Here is a 26,359-nt window from a genome sequence, read left to right as displayed (position 1 = left end):
CGCCCATGGCGGTCGCGAAACTCGACCCTCACGTCGCGGCCTTGCCCTGGAGGCCGGGAGGCGGGGGCGTCTGGCCGGCGTCGGGGTCGCGGCCGTGGCTGCGGTCGAGAAGGCGCATGACGGGCGTGACGGTGAGGCCGTGCATCAGGATCGAGAGGAGGATGGTGAGGCCGATGATGGCCCAGAGCCGGTCGGCGCCCGTCACGTCCGGCATGTGGTTGAGGCCGTAGGCGAGATAGTAGATCGAGCCGACCCCGCGGATGCCGAAGAAGGCGAGCGTCAGGCGCTCGCTCCAGGCGGCGCGGTGGCCGAGAAGGCCGAGGAGGCCGGTCAGCGGGCGGATGACGAGGAGGATGGCGAGGACGGCGAGGACGTCGCCCGGGCGCAGCGGCGACAGGAGGCCGCTGACGAGCGCGCCACCGAACAGGAGGAGCAGCACCATCATGGCGATGCGCTCGATCTGCTCGGTCAGCGCGTGCATCTCGCGCTGGAAGTCGTGGTCGCGATGGGCGTGGCGGAAGGTGAGGGCGGTGACGAAGACGGCGAGGAAGCCGTAGCAGTGGATGAGTTCGGTCGCGCCGTAGGAGACGAAGGTCGCCGAGAGCGCGATGAGGCCGTCGCCCGTGCGCGCGAGCTTGTTGCGGGCCGGCACGTGGAAGGTCAGCCAGCCGAAGGCCCGGCCGATCGCGTAGCCGGCGGCGATGCCCGCGCCGATCTCCCACAGGACGTTGTAGCTCAGCCATTCGAGAAGCCAGGGCTCGCCCGTCGTCGCCGAGAGCGCCAGCGCGATGGACAGATGCACGAAGGGGAAGGCGAATCCGTCGTTGAGGCCGGCCTCCGAGGTCAGGCCGAATCGCACCTCGTCCTCCTCGCCGGATTTCGGCGGCCCGACCTGCACGTCGGCGGCGAGCACGGGATCGGTGGGGGCGAGGGCGGAGCCGACGAGGAGGGCGAGCGTCCAGGACAGGCCGATCCACCCGCCGGCGATCGCGGTGATCGCCGCGATGCCGAGCGGCATGGTGATGGCGATCAGACGCCAGGTGACGGACCAGCGGCGAAAGCCGAAGACCCGGTCGATCTTCAGCCCCGCTCCCATCAGCGCGATGATGACGACGAACTCGGAAAAGCGCTCGACGATCACCGGATAGTTCTGGGGCAAAGGGTCGAGCGTGACCTGCGGCAGGGAAAAGAGCGCGGCGCCCAGCCCGATGCAGACGATCGGCAGCGAGAGCGGCAGGCGCCGCAGCGCCAGCGGCAGCCAGGCGACGAGGGCGATGAGGAGACCCGCGCCGGTGAGGACGAGGATATAGGGGTCCGGCGACCAGTCGAAGGGAAGGTTCATGCCCTCTCAACGGCCCGTCGGGCCGATCGATCCGGTCATGGCCGCGCCGAGACGGCGGGCGCGACGGCGCTACTCCTTCTGCGTGCCGCCCGCCGGTCGGGCCGCGCGCGGCCGACGCCCCGCTCGCTCCGGTTCTTTCCGGCCGAGATGCATCCTCGGCGTGCAAGCGATGCAGGGGCGCGGCCTTTATCGCCCGCGGCTTTCGTGCCAGAAATTCCCTTAGGGAAGATTGTTTCCTGCGGGAGGAGTGGTTGGACGAAGCCGCGTTTTCCGGACTGATCGAGCGCTGCTACGACACGGCCTTCGACACGCAGGAGGAGTGGTCGAGCCTGCTCGAATCCATCGCGGACGGCTTTGGCGGGTTCGGCGCCAACCTCCTCAGGATGCGCCGCGCCGCGCCGCTCGTTCATTACACACGCAGCCTGAGCGCGTTCGTGCCGGTCTACGAGGCCCATTGGCATGCCCACGATCTCTTCCTGAACTACGCGATGGAGCACCGGCTGGGCGCGGGGCTGCATGTCGACACGGACTATCTCCCGGCCGAGATCCGGGCCCGCGACCCGTTCTATCAGGAGTTCCGCCGGCCGCAGGGCGTGTCCAGCATCCTCTCCTTCGTCGCCACGCCGCCGGAGGGAGGCATGGTCGCCATCAACATCCAGAGGCGGCTCGACGCCGAGCATGTCGCGGCGCGCGAACGCTCGTCCTTCGCGCTTCTCGGGCGCCATCTCGACCGCGCGATCGCGCTCGGCGCGCGCGCCGCGGCCTCGGACGCCCTTGCCCGAACGCTCGGCGACGAACTCGCCGGCTTCGACTGCGCGGTGGCGGTGCTGAGCGAGGGCCAGCGTCTGTTGCGCAGCAATGCCCTCCTGCACGATCTGGGGCCGGACGGTGTCGCGGTGCGTGCCGGGCGTCTCGTCTGCAGCCAGCCCCAGGCGCAGGCGACGCTCGATACGTTCCTGCGCCGTCTCGGGGGATCGGACGTCCTGTCGACCTCCGACGACGTCGTGGCGCTTGCGCGGCCCGGCAGCGCCCTGCCGCTCCTGGTGCGCGGCGTGCGGCTCGAGGCGCGGGTCGCCGACCGGCGCCTCGGCACGCCCGAGCGGGCGCTTCTCCTTCTCTTCCTGCGGCCCGATCTGCCCGGCTATCCCGGCCTCGAACCGATCCTGATGAAGCTCGGCCTCACGCCCGGCCAGGCGCGCTATGCGCTGGCGATCGGCGCGGGGCATTCGGCGCGGGAAGCGGCCGCGCTCTTCGAGGTCACGGAGGAGACGGCGCGCACCATGCTCAAGCAGGTCTATCAGCGTCTCGGCATCCATCGCCAGAGCGAACTGGCGCGGCTGATCGCGGCGGTCGCCCCGTTCCGGCGCTGACGGAGGCGCCGGGGCGTCCCGGCCTGTGTCAGTTGAACGTGTGGAGGCGCAGCTTCAGCGTGCCGTCCGGCTGGCGCTCGAAGATGTGGGTGCCGACGCCGCCGATCGCGGCCGGCGCGCCGTCGGCGCCCTTGGCTCGTGCGCTCCAGCTCGCCGTGGCGTAGACGATCTCGCCCGCCGTCTCCGTTTCGATCAATGTCAGCTTGTGGTCGGTCACGCCATGGTCGAAGAGCCCGCCGAAGAAGCGGCGCACCTCGTCCGGGCCCCGGCGCACGACGTGGTCGGGCGCCAGGAACAGCGCGTTCTCGGTATAGGTGGCCGAAAGGGCGGCCGCGTCGCGCGCGTTGAAGGCCGCGTCCCAGTTCGCATAGGCTTGCGTCACCTCGCCGGAGGCGTCCCTCGCCGTCACCGGCGTGACATAGGCGGCCGCGGCGAGGGCGAGTATCAGGATGCGCTTGATCATGGTGTCCTCCCAGGGATCGACGCCGTCGATCCTCGGGACGGGATGCCCTCAGCGGGCGTGGCCGACGGCGGTCGGGAGAGGCGGCGGCACGGACGTTGGGAGCGGGCGTGCCGCCGCTTCGCCGCCGACTGCATCGTCGGAACGCCTGGACAGAGCCAAGGTCCGTATCGAGAGCGACTGCACCCTCAGGTCACCATGGCCGATCGTGCGGCGCATCCCCAGAACGGGGGACGAGGCGGCGGGCATCGGACCTTCTTCGCGAGGGAGGGCGTGCGTCGCCCGACCTCGAACAGGGAGAAGCGAAAGGCCGGCCGGTCTCGGGCCGGGAAGGGGAGCCGGCCCGGGACCGGCGCCCGTTCCGATCAGGCGAAGCGGCCGAAGGTCGGCGTGCTCTCGGCCAGGAGGCGCCCCTCGGCGGCCTCGGTGCGGCTGCGCTCGCCGGCGGCGCTGAGCGCGGCCATGGCGAGCCAGGCGGCTTCGGCGCGCAGGCAGCGCTCGCGCACATTGTGGAGGCTGGAGCGGGCCGCGTCGGCGCCGCATTGGGCCGCCTGCTCGACGTAGAAATCGTGTTTCAGGGAGGATGACGACTTGTTCGCGATTTGGATCATGCAAGACAGGTAGGGCGGATGGTGAAGACGGCAATCGGCAGAACCATGGAAGAAGACTTTCCGGCGGCAAGTCCTGGCTTCAATCGAAGGGGCGCAGGCCCCCGAGAACATCATCGCGCCGCCGGCACTCGACTGTCTCTCGACATTGGAAGGCCGGATCAGAACTGGCCGCACGGGCGCCGCGCCGCGCCGGATGGACAAGGCGACCCCCATCCCGTCTATGAAGGGATCGGCGCTGCGGGCGCCCTGCGGGAGAGAGCGTCACCTTGGACCTGAGGCAGCTTCGTTACTTCGTCGCCATCGTGGAGGAAGGGTCGTTCTCGAAAGCCGCCGTGGCCCTGCGCGTCGCCCAGCCGGCGCTCAGCCTCCACGTGCGCAACATGGAGGCGAGCCTGGGCACCGACCTCCTCCTGCGCACGCCGCAGGGCATCCGCACCACGCCGGCCGGCCGCATCCTCTTCGACAATGCCCGCGCCATCCTCGCGCAGTTCGAATCCACCAAGCGCGCCATCGTCTCGGAGGCGGGCGACCTGTCCGGCGAAGTGCGCATCGGCCTGCCCGGCACGATCAGCCAGATCCTCTCCGTGCCGCTGATCCTGAGGGCGCGCGAACTCTATCCGCGCGTCAAGCTGCGGGTGATGGAGGCGATGAGCGGCTTCATCCTGGAATGGCTGCGCGACGAGCGCATCGACATCGCGCTCCTCTATCTCGCGGTCGACGAGCGGGGCGTCAAATCCTACAAGGTGCTGGAGGAGGAACTGTGCCTGTTCGGCCCGGCGAGCGGCATCGCGGGCGTCGAGACGCCGCCGGACCGACCGTTCCTGACGACCGAGGATCTCTCCGCCATCCCGCTCATCCTGCCGAGCGTCGGCCACGGCCTGCGCACCCTCGTCGACGAGCGCCTGAACCGGGGCGACATCACGCTGGAGACCGTCATCGACGTCGACAGCTATGCCAGCATCAAGGAATGCGTCGATCACGGGCTGGCCTATTCGATCCTGCCGGTGAACGCGGTCGCCGAGGAGATCGCGGCCGGGCGCTTCGTCTCCTGGAACATCGGCGATCCGCCCTTCTCGCGCACGGTCCACATCGCCCATGCCTACGAGCGGCCGGTGGGCGAGGCGAGCATGGCGATCGAGAGCCTGTGCCGCGAGACGCTGCGCGACCTCGTGCGCTCGGGCCAGTGGCGGGCCCGGCTCGTGGAGGGCGCGGCCCCCCAGGCCGGCGCCGCCGCTTCGTCCTGACCGATCGCTTTCCTGTATGGGGCGAAGCGCAAAATTGTCTTTGTGCGACCAAAACGCAGCGCGCAAACCTTGCCCGAGGACGATCCGCCGGGAGAGCGGAGCTTGGGAGGGTACGACATGCGCCTGGGAACGGGTTTGGGAGCGCTCGCGCTCGCCTTGTGGGCATCGGTGGCACTTGCGGCCGAGAAGCCGGCGGAGCTGAAGATCGGCATCACGACCTATGCGTCGGGCCCCGCCTCGGTCTTCGGCGTGCCCGCGCGCAGCGCCGCCGAGATGCTGGCCGAGCAGATCAACGCCCGCGGCGGCATCCAGGGCGTGCCCGTGTCGCTCAACTTCGTCGACGAGGGCGCCGGCGTCGAGACGCTGACCTCCGAATATCGCCGCCTCGTCGACCAGGTCGGCGTCGACGTCATGTTCGCCTCGATCTCGTCGGGCGTGTGCAACAACGTCGCCCCGCTCGCCGAGGATCTCGAGGTCCTCAACTTCATGTGGGACTGCGGCACCCAGCGCATCTTCGAAGAGGAGGACTACGACTGGGTCTACCGCACCCAGGCCAATGCCACGCCCGAGATCCTCGCCCCGCTCCTCTACCTCCTGGAGACCAGGCCGGACTTCAAGACGGTGGCGGTCGTCAACCAGGACTATGCCTGGGGCCGCGACAGCTGGAACATCTTCTCGACGGCGCTGAAGACGCTGAAGCCCGATGTCGAGATCGTCGCCGAGCTCTTCCCGGCCTTCGGCGCCCCGGACTATTCGGCCGAGGTCTCGCGCCTGCAGGCGCTCGCCCCGGACGTCATCCTCTCCACCTCCTGGGGCGGCGATCTCGACACGTTCGTGCGCCAGGCCAACCAGCGCGGCCTCTTCGCCAACTCGCAGTTCGTGCTTCCGCTCGCCGAATCCTCGCTGGAGCGCCTGGGCGCCGACCTGCCCGAGGGCGTCATCGTCGGCGCGCGCGGCGACCACTATTTCCTCCATCCCGAGCGGCGCGGCGACGAGGACTTCAAGGCCTTCACCGAGGGCTTCCGCAAGCGCACGGGCGCCTGGCCGATCTATTCCGCCTTCCACATGGCCCAGGCCTTCGCCGCTCTCGAGGCGGTCTACGACAAGGCCACCAAGGCGAATGGCGGCGAGTGGCCGGACCACGAGCAGGTGCGCGAGGCCATGGACGGGCTCGAGTTCCGCGGCTTCGGCCGCCCGCTCAAGATCCGCGAGGACAATCAGGGCGTCGAGGCGCAGCTCGTCGGCGTCACGGTGAGCGACCCCGCCTATCCGTTCCGCGTCATCGACAAGATGGAGATCTACCCGGCCGAGCCGATCATGGCGCCGGCCGGCGAGGAATCCATCGAGTGGATCAAGACGCTGAAGCCGGACTTCCTGGCCACGCGCGGCGACCGCTTCGACCACGCGCGCTGAGCCGTCCGGTCCTTCCCGCGGCCCGGCCGCCGGTCTCCCGAACGGGGCCGGCGGCCAGCGCCGCACTAGCCGAGCCCCTTCCATGACCCTCAATCTCGCCTTCATCGCGCTTCTGGACGGGCTGTCCTACGCCTCGCTGATCTTCCTCGTCGCCGTCGGGCTGACGCTGATCTTCGGGGTGCTCGGCGTCCTCAACGTCGCCCATGGCAGTCTCTACGCGCTCGGCGCCTATACGGCGGCGACCTTCGGCGGCCAGCTCGTCGCGGCCGGCTGGAGCCCGTGGCTCACCTATCCCGCGCTCGTGGCGGCCGCGCTCTGCGTCGGGCTCGTCGTCGGCGGCCTCATGGAGCGGCTTCTCCTGCGCCGCATCTACGACAAGGACCCGGTGCTGCAGCTCCTCGTCACCTTCGCCGTCTTCATGATGCTGGAGAACGTGCAGCGCATGATCTGGGGGGTGCAGCCCTACTACATGGCCTCGCCGCTGCAGCTCCTCGGCAATGTCAGCGTCTTCGGCATCAACTACACCGCCTATCAGACGATCGTCCTGCCGGTCCTGGCGCTCGCGGCGCTGCTCGGCCTGCGCTTCTTCCTGCGCCGCACGGATGCGGGCGCGCAGATCATGGCCGTGACCGAGGACCGCGAGGCCGCCACGGCCATCGGCATCGACGCCACGCGCGTCTATTTCGTCACCTTCGTGGTCGGCGCCATCCTGGCGGCGCTCGGCGGCGCGCTCGCCACGCCCACGACCTCCGTCGTGCCCGGCATGGGCGCCAACATGATCGTCCTCTCCTTCGCGGTCGCCGCCAGCGCCGGTCTCGGCCAGATCGAGGGCGCGGCCCTTTCCGCGCTCATCATCGGCATGGCGCGCTCCTTCGCGGTCTATCTCGCGCCCGAGTTCGAGGTGCTGATGCCTTACCTCATCATGGTCGTCATCCTCCTGTTCCGGCCCTACGGCCTGTTCGGCACCGTCCAGGCGAGGAAGATCTGATGCGCCGCGCAGCTCTTCTCGTCGTCGTCGCGCTGCTCCTGGCGCTGCCCTTCCTGGCCGGGCCGATGCTGACGCTCGGCACCATCGTCCTCGCCAAGGCGCTCGCGGTCCTCGGCGTCTTCCTTCTCCTGCAGGCGGGGCAGGTCTCGTTCGGCCACGGCATGTTCTTCGCCGTTGGCGCCTACAGCGCCGCCTATATCGGCGCGGCATGGCGGGGGGCGGACCTCCTCGTCCTGGCGGTGGCCGCCGCCGGCCTCTCGGCGCTCGCAGGGCTCGTCGTCGGGCTCTTCGTGGCGCGCTACCGCTCGATCTTCTTCGGCATGCTGAACCTTGCCTTCTCCATGGTGCTCTTCGCCGTCCTCGAGAAGTTCTTCCATCTCACCGGCGGCACGGACGGGATGCGCATCCGCCGTCCGACGCTTCTGGGCTTCGAGTTCGGGCGCGGCTCCTTCGATCTCGTCCTCTACTATTTCGTGCTCGGCCTCAGCCTCCTGTGCGCCCTTCTCGTCTGGCAATATCTGCGCTCGCCGATCGGCCAGGCGCTGAAGGCGCTGAAGAGCAACGAGACGCGGCTCGAATATATCGGCCTGTCGGCGCGCAACACCGTGCTGGCCGCCTATGTGCTCTCGGCCGTCCTGTGCGGGCTCGGCGGCCTGTCGCTCGGCATCGTCCAGGGGCTGGCGACGCCGGACTACACGTTCTGGACGCGCTCCTCGGAATTCGTCTTCATCGCCGTCCTCGGCGGCACCGGCCATGTCGTCGGCGCCTTCGCCGGCTCGCTCGTCTACGAGGCCGTGCGCTTCTACGCGGCCGCCCTCCTCGACGACAGCTGGCAACTCATCCTCGGCGCGGTCCTGATCGCGATCATCCTCGGCGCGCCCGGCGGCATCATCGACCTGCCGCGCCGCTTCGGGCTCGCGGGCCGCAAGCGCAAGGCCGAAGCGGCACCCACCGACGCCGCGCCCGCCATGCGCGCGCCCTATCGCGAAGGAGCCGCCTCGTGAGAGCCGCATCGCCGTCGGGCTCCCCGCTTCTCAGCGCCCGGGGCCTCGAGATCCGCTTCGGCGGAGTCGTGGCCGCCAACGGCATCGATCTCGACGTCTTCGAGCACGAGAATCTCGCGATCATCGGACCGAACGGGGCGGGCAAGACGACCTTCCTCAACATCTGCACGGGCTATCTCACGCCGCAGGCGGGCTCGGTGCGCTTCGAGGGCGGCGAGCTCATCGGCCAGCCGCCGCGCCGCATCACGCGCCTGGGCATCGCGCGCGCCTTCCAGATCCCGCAGCTCTTCACCGAGCACACGGTCCTGGAGAACATGCTCCTGGCCGCCGCCGTGCGTGAGCGCAGCTGGAACCCGTTCCGCTCGCTCGCCAGCCTTCCCCAGCGCGGCGAGATGCTGGAGCTCCTCGACCTCGTCGGATGCGCCGACCTCCATGACAAGCGCGCCGCCGACCTGCCGGAGGGCCAGCGCAAGCTCGTCGACATCGCCATCGCGCTGGCGCTGAAACCCCGCCTTCTCCTGATGGACGAGCCGACCTCGGGCGTCGCCTCGGCCGACAAGTTCGCCGTCATGGAGATCCTCGTCTCGGCGCTGCGCACCGCGAAGGTCTCCTCGGTCTTCGTCGAGCACGACATGGAGATGGTCACCCGCTACGCCAGCCGCGTCGCCGTCTGGAGCCAGGGCAAGATCCAGATGACGGGCGAGCCGACCCGCGTCCTCTCGGACCCGGACGTGATCCGCACGGTGATCGGAGGATGAGCGCCATGCTGACATTCGAACGCGTCGACGTCTCCATCCAGCGCATCCCGATCCTGCGCGGCATCGACTTCGCGGTGCGCGAGCGCGAGACGGTGGCGCTCGTCGGACGCAACGGCGCGGGCAAGACGACGACGCTGCGCTCGGTCATGGGCTTCACCGACATCGTCGGCGGGCGCATCCTCTTCCAGGGCGAGGACATCGCGCGCGTCGCCCCGCACGACCGGCCGGCGCTCGGCATCGGCTACGCGCCGGAGGACCGGCGCCTGTTCTCGCGTTTCACGGTGGAGGAGAACGTCCTCCTGCCGGCGCGGGTGGCCAAGCTCGACGCCAGCGAGACGCAGCGCCGCCTTGCGCGCATCTACGAGGTGCTGCCTGAACTACGCGACCTCGGGCCTCGGCCCGCCGGCTCGGTCTCGGGCGGGCAGGGCAAGATGGTGGCGCTCGGGCGGGCGCTGATGCTCGCCACGCGCCTCCTCCTTCTCGACGAGCCCTTCCAGGGCCTCGCCCCTGTGCTTGCCAACCGCTACGCCGAGGCGCTCGGGCGGCTGCGGGACCTCGCGCCCGAGATCGCGGTCATCATCACCGAGTCCAACCCCGCGCTCCTGCGCCGCTTCGCCGAGCGCACCGTCACCGTCGAGCGCGGCGCCATCGCCTCCGACGAGACCGCCTCCATCGCGGCCGCCTGACGGCCGCCGAAATCGCACAAGGGAAACAAGACCATGCAGGCAGTGACCGAGACGGGGCGCGGCCGCCTCGAAGGGCGCGTCGCGATCGTGACCGGGGCCGGCGGCGGCTTCGGCGAGGCCATCGCCCATCTTTTCGCCGAGGAGGGCGCCAAGGTCGCCGTGCTCGACATCCGCCGCGAGGCGGCCGAGCGCGTGGCCGGTGCCATCGGCGGCACGGCGCGCGCCTTCGCCGCCGATGTCGGCGTGAAGGCCGAGGTGGATGCGGCCGTCGCCGAGATCGCCAGGACGTTGGGAGCCCCGAGCGTCGTCGTGAACAATGCCGGCTGGACGCACCGCAACCAGCCGCTTCTCGACATCGACGAGGAGACCTTCGACAAGGTGTTCCGCGTCAACGTCAAGTCGATCTACCTGATGACCATGGCGACCGTTCCCCTGATGAAGGAGACTGGCGGCTCGATCGTCAATGTCGGCTCGACCGCCGGCATCCGGCCGCGCCCGGGCCTCACCTGGTACAACGGCTCCAAGGGCGCGGTGAACCTCCTGTCGAAGTCGCTGGCGGTGGAACTCGCCCCGCTCGGCATCCGAGTCAACGGCCTCTGCCCGGTGATGGGCGAGACGGGCCTTCTCGAGAGCTTCATGGGCGTGGAGGACACGCCGGAGAACCGCGCGCGCTTCGTCGCCACCATCCCGCTCGGGCGCCTCGCGCGGCCCGGCGACATCGCCAAGGCGGCGCTCTATCTTGCGAGCGACGACTCGGACTTCGTCACCGGCGTCCTCCTGCCGGTCGACGGCGGCCGCACCGTCTGATCGAAGCCAGAACCGCAAGGAGCCCGCCATGCCGGTGACCACCCGCGCCGCCGTCCTCACGCGGGCGCCCGTCGAGCGGCCCTTCGACGAGACGCGTCCGCTGTCGATCGAGACGGTGGACCTCGCCGAGCCGGGCGTCGGCGAGGTGCGCGTGCGCATCAAGGCCGCCGGCCTCTGCCATTCCGACCTCTCGGTCATCGACGGGGTGCGTCCGCGCCCCGTGCCCATGGTGCTCGGCCACGAGGCGGCGGGGATCGTGGAGGCGCTCGGGCCGGGCGTCGAGGATCTGGCGCCCGGCGACCACGTGGTGATGGTCTTCGTGCCCTCCTGCGGCCATTGCATGCCCTGCGCCGAGGGGCGCCCGGCGCTCTGCGAGCCGGGCAACCGGCGCAACGGCGAGGGCGCCCTCCTGTCGGGCGCGCGCCGTCTCATGTGGCATGGCGAGCCGGTGCATCACCATGTCGGCGTCTCCGCCTTCGCCGAACGCGCCGTCCTCTCGCGCCGCTCGCTGGTGAAGGTGGACGCGGACCTGCCCTTCGAGATCGCGGCCCTCTTCGGCTGCGCCGTCCTCACCGGGGTCGGGGCCGTCGTCAACACGGCGGGCGTGAAGGCGGGCGAGAGCGTCGCCGTGATCGGGCTCGGCGGCGTCGGTCTCGCCGCGCTCATCGGCGCCGTCGCGGCCGGCGCCTCGCGCATCGTCGCCGTCGACCTGACGCCGGCAAAGCTCGAAAAGGCGCGCGAGCTCGGCGCCACCGACGCGTTCGACGCCGCCGACCCGGCCGCGATCGAAGCCATCCGCGCCGCCACGGGCGGCGGCGTCGACCACGCGCTGGAAATGGCCGGCTCCGCCCGCGCGCTGGAAATGGCCTTCGCCATCACCCGGCGCGGCGGCTCGACCGTGACGGCGGGCCTTGCCCCGCCGGCGGCCCGCATGGCGCTCTCGCCGCTCCAGCTCGTCGCCGAGGAGCGCACGCTCAAGGGCTCCTATGTCGGCAGCTGCATCCCGGCGCGCGACATTCCCCGCTTCGTCGCCCTCTACAAGGCCGGCCGCCTGCCGGTGGACAGGCTGATGACGAGCACGGGCACGCTCGACGACATCAACGAGGGCTTCGAGGCGCTGGCCGCCGGGCGCACCGTGCGCCACGTCCTGCGCCTCTAGGTGAGGCGGCCCGCCGCTTAGAACGCCGCAATCTGGCCGCGAGCGTTTTTATGTCTTGGACCTCGCCCGGCCCCTTCGCCACTCTCCCCGGACCGCACGACCGTCGAGAAGAACGGCGGCGGAGGGGAGGAACGCAGATGAACCGCAAGCACCCGTTCACGCTCGGCCGACGGCAGTTCATGATGGGCTCGGCCGCCCTGGCCGCAGGCCTGTCCGGCCTTTCAGGCCTGCCGGGCACGGCCGGCGCCGCCGCGCCCATGCTCGGCACCAAGCAGCCCGGCTGGTACCGTTTCAAGATCGGCGGCTTCGAGGCGACGATCGTCTCCGACGGCCGGCTCAACCTCGGCAGCGCCGAGGCGCAGTTTCCCGGCGCCCAGCCGACGGTCATCAAGGAGATCCTCGACGAGGAGTTCCTGCCCGTCGCCCCGATGATGCTGGAGCAGAACGCGCTGGTCCTCAACACGGGCGACAAGCTCGTCCTGTTCGACACCGGCATGGGCACGGCCAAGACCTTCGGGCCGGAATCGGGCCGCCTCCTCGCGAGCCTCAAGGCCGCCGGCATCGATCCCGCCACGATCGACGCGGTGATCCTGACGCATGCCCATCTCGACCATTGCTGGGGCATCATGGCGGACGACGGCAGCCGCAACTTCCCCAACGCCCAGATCTACATGAGCCAGGCCGATTTCGACTTCTGGACCGACGAGGCCAAGCTCTCGGCCGGCGGCTTCCTGCCGAGCTTCGTGGAAGGGGCGCGGCGCAACCTCCTGCCCAATCGCGACCGCATGATCTTCGTGGCCGACGGCAAGGAGGTCATCAAGGGCGTCAGCGCCATCGCAACGCCCGGCCACACGGTCGGCCACACGTCCTACCTCATCGAGTCCGAGGGCGCGTCCTATCTCAATGTCGGCGACGTCGTGCACCATTACGCGCTGCTCTTCGAGCACCCGGAATGGGAGTTCGCCTTCGACACCGATCCGGCGCTCGCCGCGCGCACGCGCAAGGCGCTCTTCGACCGCGCCTCGGCCGACCGGCTGACGATGATCGGCTATCATTTTCCCTTCCCCGGCATCGGCCATATCCGCCCGAGCGGCACCGCCTTCAGCTACGTGCCGAAGGCGATCGACCTCAGCTGAGGCGCCCGCATCGCCGGGCCGGCCCGGACGGGCCGGGGAAAGGACCGGCGCTTCCGCCCGCGGGCCGGGAGCGCCGAACGCGTGAAGGACAGGGGACGGCATGGCGATGACGCGAGCAGGCGGCGCGCAGACGGGACGGGCGGGCGCAGCGGTGGAGATCGCCGAGGCGGACATCGTGGAAAGCGTGCGCCGCGCGCTGCAATTCGTCTCGAGCTATCACCCGCAGGACTTCGTCCGGCATCTGGCCGCCGCGCACGAGCGCGAGGAGAGCCCGGCGGCCAGGGACGCGATGGCGCAGATCCTCGTCAACTCGCGCATGGCCGCCATCGGCCGGCGCCCGATCTGCCAGGACACCGGTCTCGTCGTCGTCTTCGCCAAGCTCGGGCAGGACGTGCGCATCGCCTCGTCGCGTCCGCTCGCCGCTCTCGTCAACGAGGGCGTGCGCCTCGCCTATCTCGACGACGACAATCCCTTGCGGGCCTCCATGGTCGAGGACCCGCTCTTCAAGCGCCGCAACACCGGCGACAACACGCCCGCCGTCCTCCATGTCGAGATGGTGCCGGGGTCGACGCTCGCCTTCACCGTCGCGGCCAAGGGCGGCGGCTCGGAGAACAAGGCCCGCTTCGCGGTCCTCAATCCCGGCGCCTCCGTCGCCGACTGGGCGGTGGAGACGGTGCGCGGGCTCGGCGCCGGCTGGTGTCCGCCCGGCCTCATCGCGCTGGGCATCGGCGGCAGCGCCGAGAAGGCGATGCTCATCGCCAAGGAGGCGCTGCTCGACCCGCTCGACATGACCGACCTCCTGCGGCGCGGGCCGTCCGACCCTCTGGAGGAACTCAGGATCGAGCTCTACGACCGCATCAACGGGCTCGGCATCGGCGCGCAGGGGCTCGGCGGCCAGACGACCGTCCTCGATGTCAAGATCGCCACCTATCCCACGCACGCCGCCTCCAAGCCCGTCGCCCTCATCCCGCAATGCGCGGCCAACCGGCACGCGACGGTCGTGCTCGACGGCACCGGCCCGGCCGAGCTCGACCCGCCGGACCTTGCCGACTGGCCGCAAGTGGCGCTGTCGCGCGCCGAGGGCAGCGCCCGGCGCGTCGATCTGGGCACGCTGACGCGTGAGGCGATGGCCGATTGGCGGCCGGGCGAGACGCTGCTCCTCTCGGGCCGCTTCCTCACCGGGCGCGACGCCGCCCACCGCCGGATCGCCGAGATGCAGGCGCGCGGCGAGCCGCTGCCGGTCTCCTTCCGCGACCGCGTCATCTACTATGTCGGGCCGGTCGATCCGGTGGGCGCGGAGGTCGTCGGCCCCGCCGGCCCGACGACCGCGACGCGCATGGACGGCTATACCGACATGATGCTCGACCTCGGGCTTCTCGCCATGGTCGGCAAGGCCGAGCGGGGCGAGGCGACGATCGCCTCCATCGCCCGGCACGGGGCGGCCTATCTCGTGGCCGTGGGAGGCGCGGCCTTCCTCGTCTCCAAGGCGATCCGCGCCGCCAAGGTCGTCGCCTTCGCCGATCTCGGCATGGAGGCGATCTACGAGTTCACCGTCGAGGACATGCCGGTGACCGTCGCCGTCGACCCGTCCGGCCGCTCCATCCACCGCCTCGGACCCGAGGCCTGGCGCGGGCGCCACCGTCCCGCCGCCCGTGTGCAAGAACCCCTGTCCTGAGAGACTTCGACGCCATGGCAAGACATTTCATCGACGGCGACTGGGTCGCCGGCTCCGGCGGCGCCACGCTGCCGGTCGTGGAGCCCGCCACGGGCCGCGCCTTCGGCGAGATCGCGGACGGCACGGGCGAGGACGTCGACCGCGCCGTGCGCGCGGCGCGCCACGCCTACGACGAGGGCGCCTGGGGGCGCACCACGGCGACCGAGCGCGGACGCATGCTGACGCGCCTCGCCGATCTCGTCTCCTCCAATGCCGAGGATCTCGCCTCCATCGAGGCGCGCGACACCGGCAAGCCGATGAGCGTCGCCCGGGCCGACGTCACCGCGCTCGCGCGCTACTTCGAGTTCTACGGCGGCGCCGCCGACAAGCTGCACGGCGAGACCATCCCCTATCTCGCCGGCTATCTCGTGCAGGTGCTGCGCGAGCCGCACGGCGTGACCGGGCATATCCTGCCCTGGAACTATCCCGCGCAGATGTTCGGGCGCACGCTCGCGCCCTCGCTGGCGGTGGGCAACGCCACGGTGCTCAAGCCCGCCGAGGACGCCTGCGCCTCCGCGCTGCGCCTTGCCGAACTCGTGATGGAGGCGGGCTTTCCCGCCGGCGCGGTGAATGTCGTCACCGGGCGCGGGGCGAGCGCCGGCTCGGCCCTCGTCTCCCATCCCGGCCTCGACTTCGTGTCCTTCACCGGCTCGCCCGAGGTCGGCCAGACGATCCAGAAGCTCGCCGCCGACAACTATATCGGCTGCACGCTGGAGCTCGGCGGCAAGTCGCCCCATCTCGTCTTCGCCGATGCCGATTTCGACGCCGCCATACCCGTCGTGTGCAAGGCGATCATCCAGAACAGCGGCCAGACCTGCTCGGCCGGCAGCCGCGTCCTCGTCGAGCGCTCGGTCTACGACGCCTTCATGGAACGCCTCGTCGAGGCCTTCTCGCGCACCCGCGTCGGCGCGCCCGACATGGATCTCGACTGCGGCCCCATCATCACCGCCAGGCAGCGCGCGCGCGTGCAGTCCTTCATCGACCGGGCCGGCGCCGACGGCGTGCCGCTTCTGGCCGAGGGCACGATCGATCCGGGCGTCGACGCGGGCGGCTTCTACGTGCGCCCCTCGCTCTTCGGCCCCGCGCCGCGCGCCAACGTGATCGCGCGCGAGGAAGTGTTCGGCCCGGTCCTCGTCGCCATGCCCTTCGAGGACGAGGCGGACGCCATGACGCTCGCCAACGGCACCGACTACGGCCTCGTCGCCGCGATCTGGACGCGCGACGGCGCGCGGCAGATGCGCGTCGGGCGCCGGCTCCGCGCCGGCCAGGTCTTCGTCAACACCTACGGGGCGGGCGCGGGAATCGAACTGCCCTTCGGCGGCAACGGCAAGAGCGGCCACGGGCGCGAGAAGGGCTTCGCCGCCCTCCACGACTTCTCCAGGACCAAGACGATGGTCCTGAACCACGGCGTCTGACACGCGCGCGTCCCGCAGGAAGGAACTCCCCATGCGCCCGTTGGAAGGCATCACCGTCGTCAGCCTGGAGCACGCGATCGCCGCGCCCTTCTGCACGCGCCAGCTCGCCGATCTCGGCGCCCGCGTCATCAAGGTGGAACGGCCGGAGGTCGGCGACTTCGCGCGCGGCTACGACGAGCGCGTGCGGGGCCTGTCCTCGCATTTCGTCTGGGTGAACCGGTCCAAGGAGAGCCTGGCGCTCGACCTCAAGGCGCCGGGCGACCGCGCGGTGCTCTTCGAGCTCCTGCAGACGGCCGACGTGCTTGTGCAGAACCTCGCGCCCGGCGCGGCCGACCGCATGGGCCTCGGCTACGAGGCGCTGCGAGACGCCCATCCCGGCCTCATCGTCTGCGACATCTCCGGCTACGGCGCCGACGGGCCCTATCGCGACAAGAAGGCCTACGACCTCCTCATCCAGAGCGAGGCGGGCTTCCTCTCGGTGACGGGCGGGGTGGGCGAGCCCGCCAAGGCCGGCAATTCCATCGCCGACATCGCGGCGGGCATGTATGCCTATTCCAACATCCTCGCCGCGCTCCTGCGGCGCGGGCGGGACGGCAAGGGCTGCCGCATCGAGATCTCCATGCTGGAATGCATGGTCGAGTGGATGAGCTTTCCCCTCTACTACGCCTTCGACGGGGCGCCCGCGCCGGTGCCGGCCGGGGCCTCGCATGCCAGCATCTACCCCTACGGCCCGTTTCCCGCCGGCGACGGACGCGCGGTGATGCTCGGCATCCAGAACGAGCGCGAATGGGCCGTCTTCTGCGAGAAGGTGCTGCAGGCGCCGGCTCTGGCGACCGATCCGCGCTTCTCCACCAACGCCCGCCGCTCGGCCGAGCGTGCCGCGCTGAAGGCCATCATCGTCGACAGTTTCGCGGCGCTGACCGCCGCCGAGGTCGTCGCCCGGCTGGATGCGGCGGGCATCGCCAATGCCGACGTCAACGACATGGCCGGTGTCTGGGCCCATCCGCAGCTCGCCGCGCGCGGGCGCTGGGTGGAGGTCGACACGCCCGCGGGCCCGGTCCCCGCGCTCCTGCCGCCGGGCGTTCCCGCCGAGTTCGAGCCGCGCATGGACAAGGTGCCGCGCGTCGGCGAGCACAATGCCGCGATCCTCGCGGAACTTGCCGGCCGCCGCGCCGGCGCTGCGGAGGCGGCCAATGACCATTGAGGCGATCTCGGCCGCCCGCTCCTTCCTCTTCGTGCCCGGCGACAGGCCGGAGCGCTTCGGGAAGGCGGCGGCGTCCGGCGCCGACCAGGTGATCCTCGACCTCGAGGACGCCGTCGCGCCGACGGCCAAGGCCGGCGCCCGCGCCGCCATCGCGGCCTATTTCGAGGGCGGCGGCTCGGCGATGATCCGCACCAACGCGCCTTCGAGCGCGGACTTTTCCGCCGATCTCGATCTCTGCCGCGCCGTCGGCGCCCCGGCGCTCGTCCTGCCGAAGGCCGAGACGCCCGAGGATCTCGCCGCCGTCCATGCCGCCCTGCCGCAGGCCGTCCTCTGCCCGCTCGTGGAGAGCGCGCGCGGCATGGCGGGCTGCGAGGCGCTGGCGGCGGGCTCGGGCGTCTCGCGGCTGATGTTCGGCACGATCGACTTCATGCTCGATCTCGCCATTCCCGCCGATGGCGAGGCGCTGAACGCCTTCCGCTCGCGCCTCGTCCTCGCCTCGCGGCTCGCGGGCATCGCCGCGCCCGTCGACGGCGTCACGGTGGAGCTTCGCGACGGCGCCGTTCTGGAGGCCGAGCTTGCGCGCTCGCTCGCCTTCGGCTTCTCGGCCAAGCTGTGCATCCACCCCGCGCAGGTCGAGGCGGTGCACCGGGCCTTCGCGCCGGGCGAGCGCGCGCTCGCCTGGGCGCGGAGCGTGACGGCGGCGGCCGAGGGCGCCGGCGGCCAGGCCTTCTCGCTGGAAGGGCAGATGATCGATGCGCCCGTCGTGGCGCGCGCCCGGCGCATCCTCGGCCTTTCCGCGCGCACCTGACCCCAACTTGAACCCGAGCGAGACATCCATGAGCGACGAGACGATCGAACTGGCCCGGTTCGTCGCCGGGCTGGCGCCCGAGGCGATCCCGCAGGCGGTGCTGGAGCGGGCGCGCCATCTTTCGATGGACCTTGCCGGCAGCATCGTGCGGGCGGGACGCGAGGCGGAATCGACGCCGAGCCTCTTCGCCACGATCGAGGCGCTCGGCCTGTCGGGGCCCGGCGCCTCCAGCATCGTCGGCATGGACAGGACGCTCGCCCCGCCCGTCGCCGCCCTCGTCAACGGCATGCTCGGCCATTCGCTGGATTTCGACGACACCCATGCCGACAGCTCGCTCCACCCGTCCGCGCCCGTCGTGCCGGCGGCGCTCGCCGTCGGCGAGATGGTGGGCGCCTCGGGCGCCGAGATCGTCGCGGCCATCGTCGCGGGTTACGAGGTCTGCTGCCGGCTCGGCAACGCGCTCGATCCGACGAGCCACTACGCGCGCGGCTTCCATCCGACGGCGACGGCCGGCACGTTCGGCGCCGCCGCGGCCGCGGGCAAGCTCCTGCGGCTCGACGCGGCGGGCATCGCCACCGCCTTCGGCGTCTCCGGCAGCCAGGCGGCGGGCTCGCTGCAGTTCCTCGTGAACGGGGCGTGGAACAAGCGCTGGCAGGTGGGCGCGGCGGCGATGAACGGCGTCTTCGCCGCCATGCTCGCGCGCCAGGGCTTCAAGGGCGCGGCGCAGCCGATCGAGGGCCGGCACGGGCTTCTCGCCGGCTACAGCGACGCCGGGGATCCGGCCAAGGCCGTCGCCGGGCTCGGCTCGGTCTGGGAGACGATGCGCATCGGCATGAAGCCCTATCCGTCCTGCCGCTACACCCATGCCGCGCTCGACGGGCTCCTGGCGCTGCGCCGCGAGCGAGGCCTCGAGGCGAGCGACGTGGAGGCGGTGACGGTCGGCCTCCACCGCAACGGCATCACCCTCACGGGCGACCCGCTGGAAGAGAAGCGCCGGGCGCGCACGGTCGTCGACGGCCAGTTCTCCATGCCCTTCGTCGCGAGCGTCGCGCTCGACAGCGGCGCCTTCGGCTGGGACGACTATCGCCGCCTCGGCGAACCGGCGCTGGAGCGCATCTGCGAGCGCATCGACGTGGTGCGCGACGAGCGGCTGGAGGGCCTTGCCCACCCGTTCGGCGCGACCATCCGCGTGACGACGGGCGGGACGGTGCTGGAGCGCCACATCGCCGACCCGTCGGGCGAGCCGGAGACCTTCCCGGATGCGGCGTCGGTGCGGCGCAAGTTCCTCGGCCTCGCCGAACCGGTTCTGGCCGGCGAGGCGGCGCGCCTCGCCGATCTCTTCGAGACGCTGAGCGAGCGTGCCGCCCTCGGCGCGGCGCTGCGAGGCCCGGCCTGACGACACGACGAGGCCCGGGGCCGGATCTCTCCGGCCCCGGGCCTCCACGAAGCCGCGTGCGTCAGTTGGCGTATTCGCCGGCCTTCTCGATGAGCGGGCGCCAGAACTCGATCTCGCTCTTGTACTTGGCCTCCAGCGAGGCCGGCGTCGCGTCCTTCGTCGAGACCGGCTCGGTGCCGAGCTCGGCGAAGCGGCGCACCACCGTCTCGTCCTTCAGCGCCTTCTGCAGCGAAGCCTCGAGCCGCTCCACGATGGGCGCGGGCGTGCCCTTCGGCACGTAGAGCCCGTGCCAGACGCCGATCTCGAACCCGTCGAGACCCTGTTCCTTGGCGGTCGGCACGTCCGGGAGAACCTTGATGCGCTCGGCGGTCGCGGTGGCGAAGGCCTTCACCGCCCCGGTCTGCACCGCGCTCGTCGCCCCGGTCGTCTGGTCGCAGAGGAGATCGACCTGCCCGCCCATCGTGTCCGTCATGGCCGGGCCCGTGCCGGGATAGGGGACGGTCGTCAGCTGCACCCCGACCGCCTGCATGAAGAGCATGCCGCACAGATGCGAGACGGCACCGGGTCCCGCATTGGCGAGGAGAGTCTCCTCGGGCTTGGCGCGGATGGCGGTGAGGAGCTCGGCGAAGGTGTTGGCGGGGTAGTCCGGCCGCGAGACGATCAGCATCGGCACGGTCGTCACCTGCCCGACATAGCCGAAGGCGGTCTGCGGGTCGTAGGGCAGGTTGCGGTAGAGCGAGGCGCTGGTGGCGATGCCCATATGGTGCAGGAGCACCGTGTAGCCGTCGGGCGCGGCCTGCGCGAGGCGGCCGGAGGCGAGCGTGCCGCCGGCGCCCGTCGCGTTCTCCACCAGCACCTGCTGGCCGAGATCGGCGCTCATCACCTGGCCGAGAAGGCGGGCGATGACGTCGGTCGGCCCGCCCGCCGCGAACGGGATCAGCATGGTCACGGGCTTGTTGGGATAGTCCTGCGCGAGGGCGGGGGCGCAGAGGCCAAGGGTCGCGGCGAGAGCGAGCGTGGCGGTGAGCTTCATGTCGGTCGGAATCCTCCCTGAAGGAATGTCGGGCGGGAGCCTTCGCTCTTCTCGCCCATGAGGCACGACTGTCGCCCCTGCCTCCCGTCGCTGGCAAAGACCGTTTCGGCTTGAGGGGCATAACCGCAGCCTATCCCCGTCCGATCGCGTTTCGCTATGCCCGCCAGCAGAAAGGCGTCTTTGCGCGCGGCCGGAACGGCGCCGATGATGGCGGCAAAAGACGAGGACGCCGCCATGAACGCCCATGCCCCCGAGATCGACCATCGCGACATCCGCGAGGAGGTCGCCAAGCTCTGCGCCGCCTTTCCCGGCGAGTACTGGCGCCGGCTCGACCGCGAGGCCGCCTATCCCGCCGCATTCGTCGAGGCGCTGACGCAAGGGGGCTGGCTCGCCGCGCTCATTCCCGAGGAATACGGCGGCTCCGGCCTGCCGCTCTCGGCCGCCGCCGCGATCCTGGAGGAGATCCAGCGCGCCGGCTGCAACGGCGCGGCCTGCCACGCGCAGATGTACATCATGGGCGCGCTCCTGCGGCACGGCAACGCGGCGCAGAAGGAGCGCTACCTGCCCAAGATCGCCAGCGGCGAATTGCGCCTGCAGGCCTTCGGCGTGACCGAGCCCACGAGCGGCACCGACACGACCTCGATCAAGACCTTCGCCGAGCGGCGCGGCGACACCTATGTCGTCAATGGCCAGAAGGTCTGGACCTCGCGCGCCGAGCATTCCGACCTGATGCTGCTCCTGGCGCGCACCACGCCCAAGGACCAGGTCGCCAAGCGCACGGACGGCATCTCCGTCTTCATCCTCGACATGGGCGAGGCGCTGAAGAAGGGCCTGACGATCCGCCCGATCCGCGCCATGATGAACCATTCCACGACCGAGGTCTTCTTCGACAATGTCGAGGTGCCGGCCGAGAACCTCGTCGGCGAGGAGGGCAAGGGCTTCCGCTACGTGCTCTCGGGCATGAATGCCGAGCGCATCCTGATCGCGGCCGAATGTATCGGCGACGCCAAGTGGTTCATCGAGAAGGCCGCCGCCTATTCGAAGGAGCGCGTCGTCTTCGGGCGGCCGATCGGCCAGAACCAGGGCGTGCAGTTCCCGATCGCCAAGGCCTATGCGCAGATGCGCGCGGCCGAGCTGATGGTGCACCATGCCGCCGCCCTCTTCGAGGCCGGCCAGCCCTGCGGGGCGGAGGCCAACATGGCCAAGATGCTGGCCGCCGACGCCTCCTGGGCGGCGGCCGAGGCCTGCCTCCAGACCCATGGCGGCTTCGGCTTCGCGGAGGAATACGACGTGGAGCGCAAGTTCCGCGAGGCGCGCCTCTACCAGGTGGCGCCCATCTCGACCAATCTCATCCTCTCCTACATCGCCGAGCACGTGCTCGGCCTGCCCCGGTCCTACTGAGATGGGGGACGAGGGTTCGGCCATCGACATCGACCGCCTGCGCGGCTGGATCGGGCGGGAGGAGGAGGCGCGCGACGCGATCGACCTGCGGCTCGCGCGCTCGCTCGCCGCGACCCTCGGGGACGATCCGGCCGCCGTCGCCGAGGGGGCTCCCGCGCCGCTCTGCGTGCACTGGTGCCTTGCGCCCGCCATCGTGCCGGAGGCCGAGACGGGGTCGGACGGCCATCCCGCCCGCGGCGGCTTCCTGCCGCCCGTGCCGCTGCCGCGCCGCATGTGGGCGGGCGGCGAGATCCTCTTCGAGGCGCCGCTGCGCGTCGGCGACGCCGTCACGCGCCGCTCGCGCATCGAGGACGTCACGCTGAAGACGGGGCGCAGCGGTCCGCTCTGCTTCGTCGCCGTGCGCCACCGCTACGAGGTGGCGGGCGCGCTCGCGGTGGAGGAGCGCCACGACATCGTCTACCGCGCCGCCGAGCCGGCGGGAACGCGGCCGTCCGCGCCCGTCCCCGCGCCGGCTGTGGAGAGCAGGGCCGCCGCGCACGAACGCCTCGTCCAGCCGACCTCGCTGACGCTGTTCCGCTATTCCGCGCTGACCTTCAACGGCCACCGCATCCACTACGACGAGACCTATGCGAAGGCCGAGGAGGCCTATCCCGGCCTCGTCGTGCACGGGCCCCTGCAGGCGACGCTGCTCGCCAGGCTTGCCGCCGACGCCCTCGGCGCGCCGCCGCGCCGCTTCGCCTATCGGGGCGTGCGCCCCTTCTTCCTCGGCGGCCCGCTTCGCCTGACGGCGGATCCGGCCGGGGAGGGGGTCGGCGGGCTGCGCCTCAGGTCTCTCGGCGCGGACGGACTGACGCGGATGGAGGCCGAGGCCGCCTGACCCCGGCGCGCCGCGATCCTCAGCGGGCGATGCGCAGACTGGAGATCTCCTCGGTGATGGAGGAGAAGGCCGCCGCCAGGTCCGCCGCGTTGCGCGCGTCGTAGTAGAGCTTGGCGCCGTTGCCGCTGACGCCGCTCGAGGCACAGGCCTTCAGACGCTTCTTGACCGGGCTCGTGTCATCCAGGTCGAAGGCGATGGTGAAGACGACGATGCCATCGCTGCCGTCGGCATAGCGACCGTCCGATTTCATGTTCTCGCAGACCGACGTCATGTTCTCGTCCATCGCCTCCGTCACATTGTCGATGTCGGCCTTCTTCACCGTCTTCTTGGTGGAATCGAACATGCGTCCGGTGCGCAGGGCGCCGTCCTCGACGAACTGGGCATAGCCGTAGGTTCCGTATTGCGACCGTCCGCCGCTCGGCATGTCGACCTGGTCGCCATTGGCATGGACCGCGTTGTAGGTGTTCTCGCCGTCGGTCATGAGGATGAGCACCTTCATGTTGTTCTCCGTCCCCGCCGCCCGTCCCTCGGGAAAGGGCTGGCGGTCGGTGAGGGTGCGCCAGCCCCAGGCGAGACCCTCCATGATGTTGGTGCCGCCCAGGGGCTCCATCTGGCTGACCGAGGAGAGGATGGTGGCCTTCGACGTGGTCAGCGGCGTCAGCGGCTTCGTGTTGCAGACGAGGTTCGGACCCGCCGCGCTGGCATTGATGCTCGGATTCGAGCCGTCGGACCCGAAATACTTGTTCATGTCGCGCTGCTTGACGAGATTGGCATAGTCCGTCTGGCCGTTGGTGCTCGGTCCGCCGTCTGGATAGTAGTCGTTCCTCAACTTGGCGAGCTGTCCGGTCCAGTTGTGCTCCGACGGGGCGAAGGTCGGGACGAAGAGCGTGGCGGGGCGCGACTCGCTCGGCGCGTCGTCGGTGACGGCGAGTCCTTCGGGGCGGGACTGGACGCAGCCCTTCCAGGCCACGGGCGAGCGCATCTTCTTGTAGAGGTAGAAGCGCGTGAGATACTCGCCGGTGAGCGAGACCCAGTATTTGTACGAGCCCAGATGGAGCGGCACCGCCTGGGGAATGCCGAGCTTCTTCCAGGTCGACCAGTCGAAGTCGTCGTGATGGGAGGGCGAGAGTCCCTTCGTGTCCATCCAGGCGGCCGTGGCATTGGTGGGCCCGACATTGACGGCGCCCGAAAAGGGCACGACCGACATGGAGACCGGGTACTGAACGTTCGAGTCGCTCGCCACCATCAGCTGGTTGACGAGCATCTTGGTCGCGCTCTTCAGCGTCGTCATCTTCGTCGTGCCGCCGCCTGCGGGCGCGTAGGCCATGGAGCCGGAATTGTCGAGGACGAGCGCCATCTCGATCGAGCGGTTCTGCACCACGATCTCGCTCGACTTGGCGAGATTGAAGGAGCCCTTGTCGGTGCCCCCGAACAGAGCCATCACGGTGCCGCCGAAATAGGTCGGCACGTTGCGCGTGGCCGAGACCTTCAAGACGGCGTTGCCGTTCTTGGTCTCCACGCCGTCGAAGTGGAATCCGGTCGTCTCGCTCGGGTCGCGCCCGGCATTGAGGTAGAAATAGGCCTCGGCGATCGACTGGAGCGTGGCCGGGTCCCGTGTCTTGCCGAATTCCTTGGCGGCGGCGAGGGCGGCGGCATCGAGCGATTTCTGCAGCTTCACGTCCGAGGCGAAGAGGCGCGTCAAGTCGACGGCAAGGCCCGTGCCCGCGACGAGAACCGGCACGCACAGGGCGAAGATCATCGCGACATTGGCGCGCCGGTCGGCGGGGAACGAGACGAGGGCGCCGCTGCGCGCCCGGCCTTTCCGTCTGGCGGGCCATCTCATCGGGGCGTGATCTCCAGGCTCTTGCGTGGCCGGAACGTGTTGGAATGTTCGAGGGCCATCTCGCCGATCGCGCCGGTGTAGCGCAGCGTCGGCCGATAGGCGTAGGTCGCCTTCACCACCACGAAATAGGAATCGGCGAAGGTCTTCAGTTCGGCCGGCACCGCGTAGACCGTGCCGGCCGCGAGCGCCGGGCCGTGACTGGCCTTCGACCAGTGCACCATGCCCTTGCCGGCCGCATCGATGCGCACGGCGGTGACGAGGAGCGTGAGGTCGGAGACGGGGAACGGCGTCATGATCGCCGAGGAGATGGCGAAGATGTTGGCGAGCGCGGTGTCGTCCACGGTCTTCAGGCGCGTGACGAGGTTGCCCACCGTGTCGGCGATGGAGGCGACCTTGGAATTGGCGCGCACGGCCTGCGTCACCTCCACGGTGCCGAGATAGAAGATCAGCATCACCGGCAGGATGACGGCGAACTCCACGGCGGTCGCGGCCCGCCGGTCGCGGCGGAGACGGGCGAGGGCGATGCCGAGCGGAGCGCGCAGGCGCGCGGGGAAGATGCGGATCGCCATCGGCGTCAGCAGGTCGACTGGGAGGAGACGCGGGTGCCGAACGGCTCGTTCATGAAGGCCGCCATCGAGAACAGGACGGCCTGCCCGTTGGTGGCCGAGGCCGCCTGCTGCAGGAAGCCGGTCATCCAGGGCCATTCGTAGAAGGCGCGCACGATGGTGATGTTGTCCTGCGCGCCCGGATCGAAGCAGAAGCCGGTGTCGTCGACATTGCCGAGCTTGATCGGCACGTCGGTCGGAATGGCGTCGAAGGTCGGGAAGGTGCGCATGTCGACCTTGAGGCGGGTGCAGGCCATCATGACCGCGATGTCGTCGCACAGCGCCTTGCGGAAGTTCTCCGCGGTGATGTCGGCCGTCTGCGTCTGGCCGGTCATGACGAGACGGGCCGCGTCGTCGACCGCATTGTCGAGCACCACCCCCGCGCCCGCCACGATCGCCGCTTCGATCGAGGCGAAGAGGACGAAGAAGAAGGGAACGGCGATCAGCGCGAACTCGACCGCCGCCACGCCCGAACGGTTCTTGAAAAACTCGAGCGGGTTGCGCGACATGCAAGGGGGCGCCTTCGATCCACGGTGACGACACGTCCGCCGACACCTGGCACGGGCCCGATTGCTCGAACGCGTCCCGCCCTCAACGGATGGCGCGGCGCGGACTTCGCAAAAATGTCAGCAGTTTCGCTTCTACGGCACCGCGTCTTAATGCCGGTATAAGACGGGAAGGACGGATTTCGCGGGCGCACGACGCCGGGGCCGAATGTCGGAGACGAGGCCTTCGCTTGTCTTTCCTGGCCGGTGAAGTCCGAATCGATGGGAGGGCGCATTGGCCATTCCGGCCACCGACGCCCGTCGCGCACGACGCGGGAAGCGTTCTTCCGGCATCCGGCCGGTCCCCTTCGGTCCCGTCAACGGAACATTCGAACCGTTCCCGACTGCATCTCGGTCTGGCGCGAAGAAGGGCTGCGATCCCGGCGAGTGCGGGGCCTGCACCGTCCTCGTGAACGCGCGCCGCATCAAGTCCTGCCTGACGCTGGCCGTCCTGCATGACGGCGACGAGATCACCCCGATCGAAGGGCTCGGCCAGCCGGGCGACCTGACAACGGCCTGTTCGGGGCGACCCGTATCAAC

24 protein-coding genes and 1 pseudogene are annotated in these 26,359 nt (G+C 70.4%); 18 read left to right on the top strand and 7 right to left on the bottom strand.

All coding sequences use genetic code 11. The features are described from left to right. Nucleotides 1-28 precede the first annotated feature (28 nt). On the bottom strand, nucleotides 29-1,342 hold the full coding sequence (locus ASG48_RS09440) for a sodium:proton antiporter (protein WP_055848591.1): 1,314 nt from the start codon (nucleotides 1,340-1,342) through the stop codon (nucleotides 29-31). A gap of 251 nt (nucleotides 1,343-1,593) precedes the next feature. On the opposite strand from ASG48_RS09440, the gene ASG48_RS09435 reads away from it, so the two are divergent. Beyond that, nucleotides 1,594-2,712, top strand: coding sequence for a helix-turn-helix transcriptional regulator (locus ASG48_RS09435; RefSeq protein ID WP_055848589.1), 1,119 nt, complete (start codon nucleotides 1,594-1,596; stop codon nucleotides 2,710-2,712). Between the two features lie 28 nt (nucleotides 2,713-2,740). Here ASG48_RS09435 and ASG48_RS09430 read toward each other — a convergent pair whose 3' ends face one another. Both ASG48_RS09430 and ASG48_RS09425 read right to left on the bottom strand, forming a co-directional pair. Then, nucleotides 2,741-3,175, bottom strand: coding sequence for a nuclear transport factor 2 family protein (locus tag ASG48_RS09430; RefSeq protein ID WP_082529377.1), 435 nt, complete (start codon nucleotides 3,173-3,175; stop codon nucleotides 2,741-2,743). A gap of 362 nt (nucleotides 3,176-3,537) precedes the next feature. After that, on the bottom strand, nucleotides 3,538-3,783 hold the full coding sequence (locus ASG48_RS09425) for a hypothetical protein (protein ID WP_055848586.1): 246 nt from the start codon (nucleotides 3,781-3,783) through the stop codon (nucleotides 3,538-3,540). A gap of 266 nt (nucleotides 3,784-4,049) precedes the next feature. On the opposite strand from ASG48_RS09425, the gene ASG48_RS09420 reads away from it, so the two are divergent. The 14 genes from ASG48_RS09420 to ASG48_RS09355 all read left to right on the top strand — a co-directional run bounded on the left by ASG48_RS09420 (nucleotide 4,050) and on the right by ASG48_RS09355 (nucleotide 19,515). Continuing rightward, nucleotides 4,050-5,027 (top strand): LysR substrate-binding domain-containing protein, encoded by a 978-nt coding sequence (locus ASG48_RS09420; RefSeq protein ID WP_055848584.1) that lies wholly within the window; start codon nucleotides 4,050-4,052, stop codon nucleotides 5,025-5,027. Between the two features lie 117 nt (nucleotides 5,028-5,144). After that, entirely contained in the window at nucleotides 5,145-6,440 is a 1,296-nt protein-coding gene (locus tag ASG48_RS09415; RefSeq protein ID WP_055848581.1) for an ABC transporter substrate-binding protein, read from the top strand. 82 nt (nucleotides 6,441-6,522) lie between these two features. Continuing rightward, on the top strand, nucleotides 6,523-7,428 hold the full coding sequence (locus ASG48_RS09410; RefSeq protein ID WP_055848578.1) for a branched-chain amino acid ABC transporter permease: 906 nt from the start codon (nucleotides 6,523-6,525) through the stop codon (nucleotides 7,426-7,428). Beyond that, the gene (locus ASG48_RS09405) at nucleotides 7,428-8,432 is read left to right on the top strand and encodes a branched-chain amino acid ABC transporter permease (RefSeq protein ID WP_055848576.1); all 1,005 of its coding nucleotides are present in this window, start codon (nucleotides 7,428-7,430) and stop codon (nucleotides 8,430-8,432) included. The genes ASG48_RS09410 and ASG48_RS09405 overlap by 1 nt, the downstream gene beginning before the upstream one ends. After that, nucleotides 8,429-9,190, top strand: a complete 762-nt coding sequence (locus tag ASG48_RS09400) for an ABC transporter ATP-binding protein (RefSeq protein ID WP_055848573.1) — start codon at nucleotides 8,429-8,431, stop codon at nucleotides 9,188-9,190. Before ASG48_RS09405 ends, ASG48_RS09400 begins: the two co-directional genes overlap by 4 nt. A gap of 5 nt (nucleotides 9,191-9,195) precedes the next feature. Continuing rightward, on the top strand, nucleotides 9,196-9,876 hold the full coding sequence (locus tag ASG48_RS09395; protein WP_055848571.1) for an ATP-binding cassette domain-containing protein: 681 nt from the start codon (nucleotides 9,196-9,198) through the stop codon (nucleotides 9,874-9,876). Between the two features lie 33 nt (nucleotides 9,877-9,909). After that, nucleotides 9,910-10,683 carry a glucose 1-dehydrogenase gene (locus ASG48_RS09390; protein ID WP_055848568.1) on the top strand — a complete coding sequence of 258 codons (774 nt, stop codon included), beginning with the start codon at nucleotides 9,910-9,912 and terminating at the stop codon, nucleotides 10,681-10,683. A gap of 34 nt (nucleotides 10,684-10,717) precedes the next feature. Beyond that, complete coding sequence (locus ASG48_RS09385) at nucleotides 10,718-11,842, top strand: zinc-dependent alcohol dehydrogenase family protein (protein ID WP_055849671.1); 1,125 nt, start codon at nucleotides 10,718-10,720, stop codon at nucleotides 11,840-11,842. Nucleotides 11,843-11,979: 137 nt separating this feature from the next. Beyond that, nucleotides 11,980-12,978, top strand: a complete 999-nt coding sequence (locus ASG48_RS09380) for an MBL fold metallo-hydrolase (RefSeq protein WP_055848565.1) — start codon at nucleotides 11,980-11,982, stop codon at nucleotides 12,976-12,978. A 100-nt stretch (nucleotides 12,979-13,078) separates the two neighbouring features. Beyond that, nucleotides 13,079-14,653, top strand: a complete 1,575-nt coding sequence (locus tag ASG48_RS09375) for a fumarate hydratase (RefSeq protein WP_244486846.1) — start codon at nucleotides 13,079-13,081, stop codon at nucleotides 14,651-14,653. A 14-nt stretch (nucleotides 14,654-14,667) separates the two neighbouring features. Then, nucleotides 14,668-16,107, top strand: a complete 1,440-nt coding sequence (locus ASG48_RS09370) for an aldehyde dehydrogenase family protein (protein WP_055848562.1) — start codon at nucleotides 14,668-14,670, stop codon at nucleotides 16,105-16,107. 31 nt (nucleotides 16,108-16,138) lie between these two features. Further along, the gene (locus ASG48_RS09365) at nucleotides 16,139-17,311 is read left to right on the top strand and encodes a CaiB/BaiF CoA-transferase family protein (protein ID WP_055848558.1); all 1,173 of its coding nucleotides are present in this window, start codon (nucleotides 16,139-16,141) and stop codon (nucleotides 17,309-17,311) included. After that, entirely contained in the window at nucleotides 17,301-18,119 is an 819-nt protein-coding gene (locus tag ASG48_RS09360; RefSeq protein WP_055848555.1) for a CoA ester lyase, read from the top strand. Before ASG48_RS09365 ends, ASG48_RS09360 begins: the two co-directional genes overlap by 11 nt. A gap of 28 nt (nucleotides 18,120-18,147) precedes the next feature. Continuing rightward, on the top strand, nucleotides 18,148-19,515 hold the full coding sequence (locus ASG48_RS09355; protein WP_055848552.1) for an MmgE/PrpD family protein: 1,368 nt from the start codon (nucleotides 18,148-18,150) through the stop codon (nucleotides 19,513-19,515). A 61-nt stretch (nucleotides 19,516-19,576) separates the two neighbouring features. Here ASG48_RS09355 and ASG48_RS09350 read toward each other — a convergent pair whose 3' ends face one another. Beyond that, nucleotides 19,577-20,548 (bottom strand): tripartite tricarboxylate transporter substrate-binding protein, encoded by a 972-nt coding sequence (locus ASG48_RS09350; RefSeq protein WP_055848548.1) that lies wholly within the window; start codon nucleotides 20,546-20,548, stop codon nucleotides 19,577-19,579. A 234-nt stretch (nucleotides 20,549-20,782) separates the two neighbouring features. On the opposite strand from ASG48_RS09350, the gene ASG48_RS09345 reads away from it, so the two are divergent. Together ASG48_RS09345 and ASG48_RS09340 are read left to right on the top strand one after the other, a co-directional pair. Further along, the gene (locus ASG48_RS09345; RefSeq protein ID WP_055849664.1) at nucleotides 20,783-21,949 is read left to right on the top strand and encodes an acyl-CoA dehydrogenase family protein; all 1,167 of its coding nucleotides are present in this window, start codon (nucleotides 20,783-20,785) and stop codon (nucleotides 21,947-21,949) included. A 1-nt stretch (nucleotide 21,950) separates the two neighbouring features. Continuing rightward, a complete protein-coding gene (locus tag ASG48_RS09340) occupies nucleotides 21,951-22,826 on the top strand; it encodes a MaoC family dehydratase N-terminal domain-containing protein (protein WP_055848544.1) in 876 nt (291 codons plus the stop codon). A gap of 19 nt (nucleotides 22,827-22,845) precedes the next feature. Here the strand turns inward: ASG48_RS09340 and ASG48_RS09335 are convergent, their stop codons facing one another. From ASG48_RS09335 to ASG48_RS09325, 3 genes are read right to left on the bottom strand one after another with little or no spacing between them, the layout of a single operon-like run. Continuing rightward, complete coding sequence (locus ASG48_RS09335) at nucleotides 22,846-24,669, bottom strand: pilus assembly protein TadG-related protein (RefSeq protein WP_055848542.1); 1,824 nt, start codon at nucleotides 24,667-24,669, stop codon at nucleotides 22,846-22,848. Next, nucleotides 24,666-25,238 (bottom strand): TadE/TadG family type IV pilus assembly protein, encoded by a 573-nt coding sequence (locus ASG48_RS18270; RefSeq protein ID WP_055848539.1) that lies wholly within the window; start codon nucleotides 25,236-25,238, stop codon nucleotides 24,666-24,668. Before ASG48_RS18270 ends, ASG48_RS09335 begins: the two co-directional genes overlap by 4 nt. 5 nt (nucleotides 25,239-25,243) lie before the next feature. Beyond that, complete coding sequence (locus ASG48_RS09325) at nucleotides 25,244-25,783, bottom strand: TadE/TadG family type IV pilus assembly protein (RefSeq protein ID WP_055848536.1); 540 nt, start codon at nucleotides 25,781-25,783, stop codon at nucleotides 25,244-25,246. 391 nt (nucleotides 25,784-26,174) lie between these two features. Between ASG48_RS09325 and ASG48_RS18785 the strand changes: the two are divergent. Beyond that, nucleotides 26,175-26,327, top strand: a pseudogene (locus ASG48_RS18785) (aldehyde dehydrogenase iron-sulfur subunit); the annotation flags it as partial. Between the last annotated feature and the right edge of the window lie 32 nt (nucleotides 26,328-26,359).

It is taken from the genome of Aurantimonas sp. Leaf443 (assembly GCF_001425575.1).
Taxonomy (GTDB): Bacteria; Pseudomonadota; Alphaproteobacteria; order Rhizobiales; family Rhizobiaceae; genus Leaf443.
This window is presented reverse-complemented; position numbering and strand designations above follow the sequence as displayed.

Excerpts from the sequence above, each read along its gene's own strand:
- ASG48_RS09395 (WP_055848571.1), top strand. The coding sequence starts at position 9,196 with ATGCTGACATTCGAACGCGTCGACGTCTCCATCCAGCGCATCCCGATC.
- ASG48_RS09335 (WP_055848542.1), bottom strand. The coding sequence starts at position 24,669 with ATGAGATGGCCCGCCAGACGGAAAGGCCGGGCGCGCAGCGGCGCCCTC.
- ASG48_RS09350 (WP_055848548.1), bottom strand. The coding sequence starts at position 20,548 with ATGAAGCTCACCGCCACGCTCGCTCTCGCCGCGACCCTTGGCCTCTGC.
- ASG48_RS18270 (WP_055848539.1), bottom strand. The coding sequence starts at position 25,238 with ATGGCGATCCGCATCTTCCCCGCGCGCCTGCGCGCTCCGCTCGGCATC.
- ASG48_RS09405 (WP_055848576.1), top strand. The coding sequence starts at position 7,428 with ATGCGCCGCGCAGCTCTTCTCGTCGTCGTCGCGCTGCTCCTGGCGCTG.
- ASG48_RS09430 (WP_082529377.1), bottom strand. The coding sequence starts at position 3,175 with ATGATCAAGCGCATCCTGATACTCGCCCTCGCCGCGGCCGCCTATGTC.
- ASG48_RS09365 (WP_055848558.1), top strand. The coding sequence starts at position 16,139 with ATGCGCCCGTTGGAAGGCATCACCGTCGTCAGCCTGGAGCACGCGATC.
- ASG48_RS09370 (WP_055848562.1), top strand. The coding sequence starts at position 14,668 with ATGGCAAGACATTTCATCGACGGCGACTGGGTCGCCGGCTCCGGCGGC.
- ASG48_RS09425 (WP_055848586.1), bottom strand. The coding sequence starts at position 3,783 with ATGATCCAAATCGCGAACAAGTCGTCATCCTCCCTGAAACACGATTTC.
- ASG48_RS09390 (WP_055848568.1), top strand. The coding sequence starts at position 9,910 with ATGCAGGCAGTGACCGAGACGGGGCGCGGCCGCCTCGAAGGGCGCGTC.
- ASG48_RS09355 (WP_055848552.1), top strand. The coding sequence starts at position 18,148 with ATGAGCGACGAGACGATCGAACTGGCCCGGTTCGTCGCCGGGCTGGCG.
- ASG48_RS09380 (WP_055848565.1), top strand. The coding sequence starts at position 11,980 with ATGAACCGCAAGCACCCGTTCACGCTCGGCCGACGGCAGTTCATGATG.
- ASG48_RS09345 (WP_055849664.1), top strand. The coding sequence starts at position 20,783 with ATGAACGCCCATGCCCCCGAGATCGACCATCGCGACATCCGCGAGGAG.
- ASG48_RS09375 (WP_244486846.1), top strand. The coding sequence starts at position 13,079 with ATGGCGATGACGCGAGCAGGCGGCGCGCAGACGGGACGGGCGGGCGCA.
- ASG48_RS09410 (WP_055848578.1), top strand. The coding sequence starts at position 6,523 with ATGACCCTCAATCTCGCCTTCATCGCGCTTCTGGACGGGCTGTCCTAC.
- ASG48_RS09440 (WP_055848591.1), bottom strand. The coding sequence starts at position 1,342 with ATGAACCTTCCCTTCGACTGGTCGCCGGACCCCTATATCCTCGTCCTC.
- ASG48_RS09360 (WP_055848555.1), top strand. The coding sequence starts at position 17,301 with ATGACCATTGAGGCGATCTCGGCCGCCCGCTCCTTCCTCTTCGTGCCC.
- ASG48_RS09325 (WP_055848536.1), bottom strand. The coding sequence starts at position 25,783 with ATGTCGCGCAACCCGCTCGAGTTTTTCAAGAACCGTTCGGGCGTGGCG.
- ASG48_RS09340 (WP_055848544.1), top strand. The coding sequence starts at position 21,951 with ATGGGGGACGAGGGTTCGGCCATCGACATCGACCGCCTGCGCGGCTGG.
- ASG48_RS09415 (WP_055848581.1), top strand. The coding sequence starts at position 5,145 with ATGCGCCTGGGAACGGGTTTGGGAGCGCTCGCGCTCGCCTTGTGGGCA.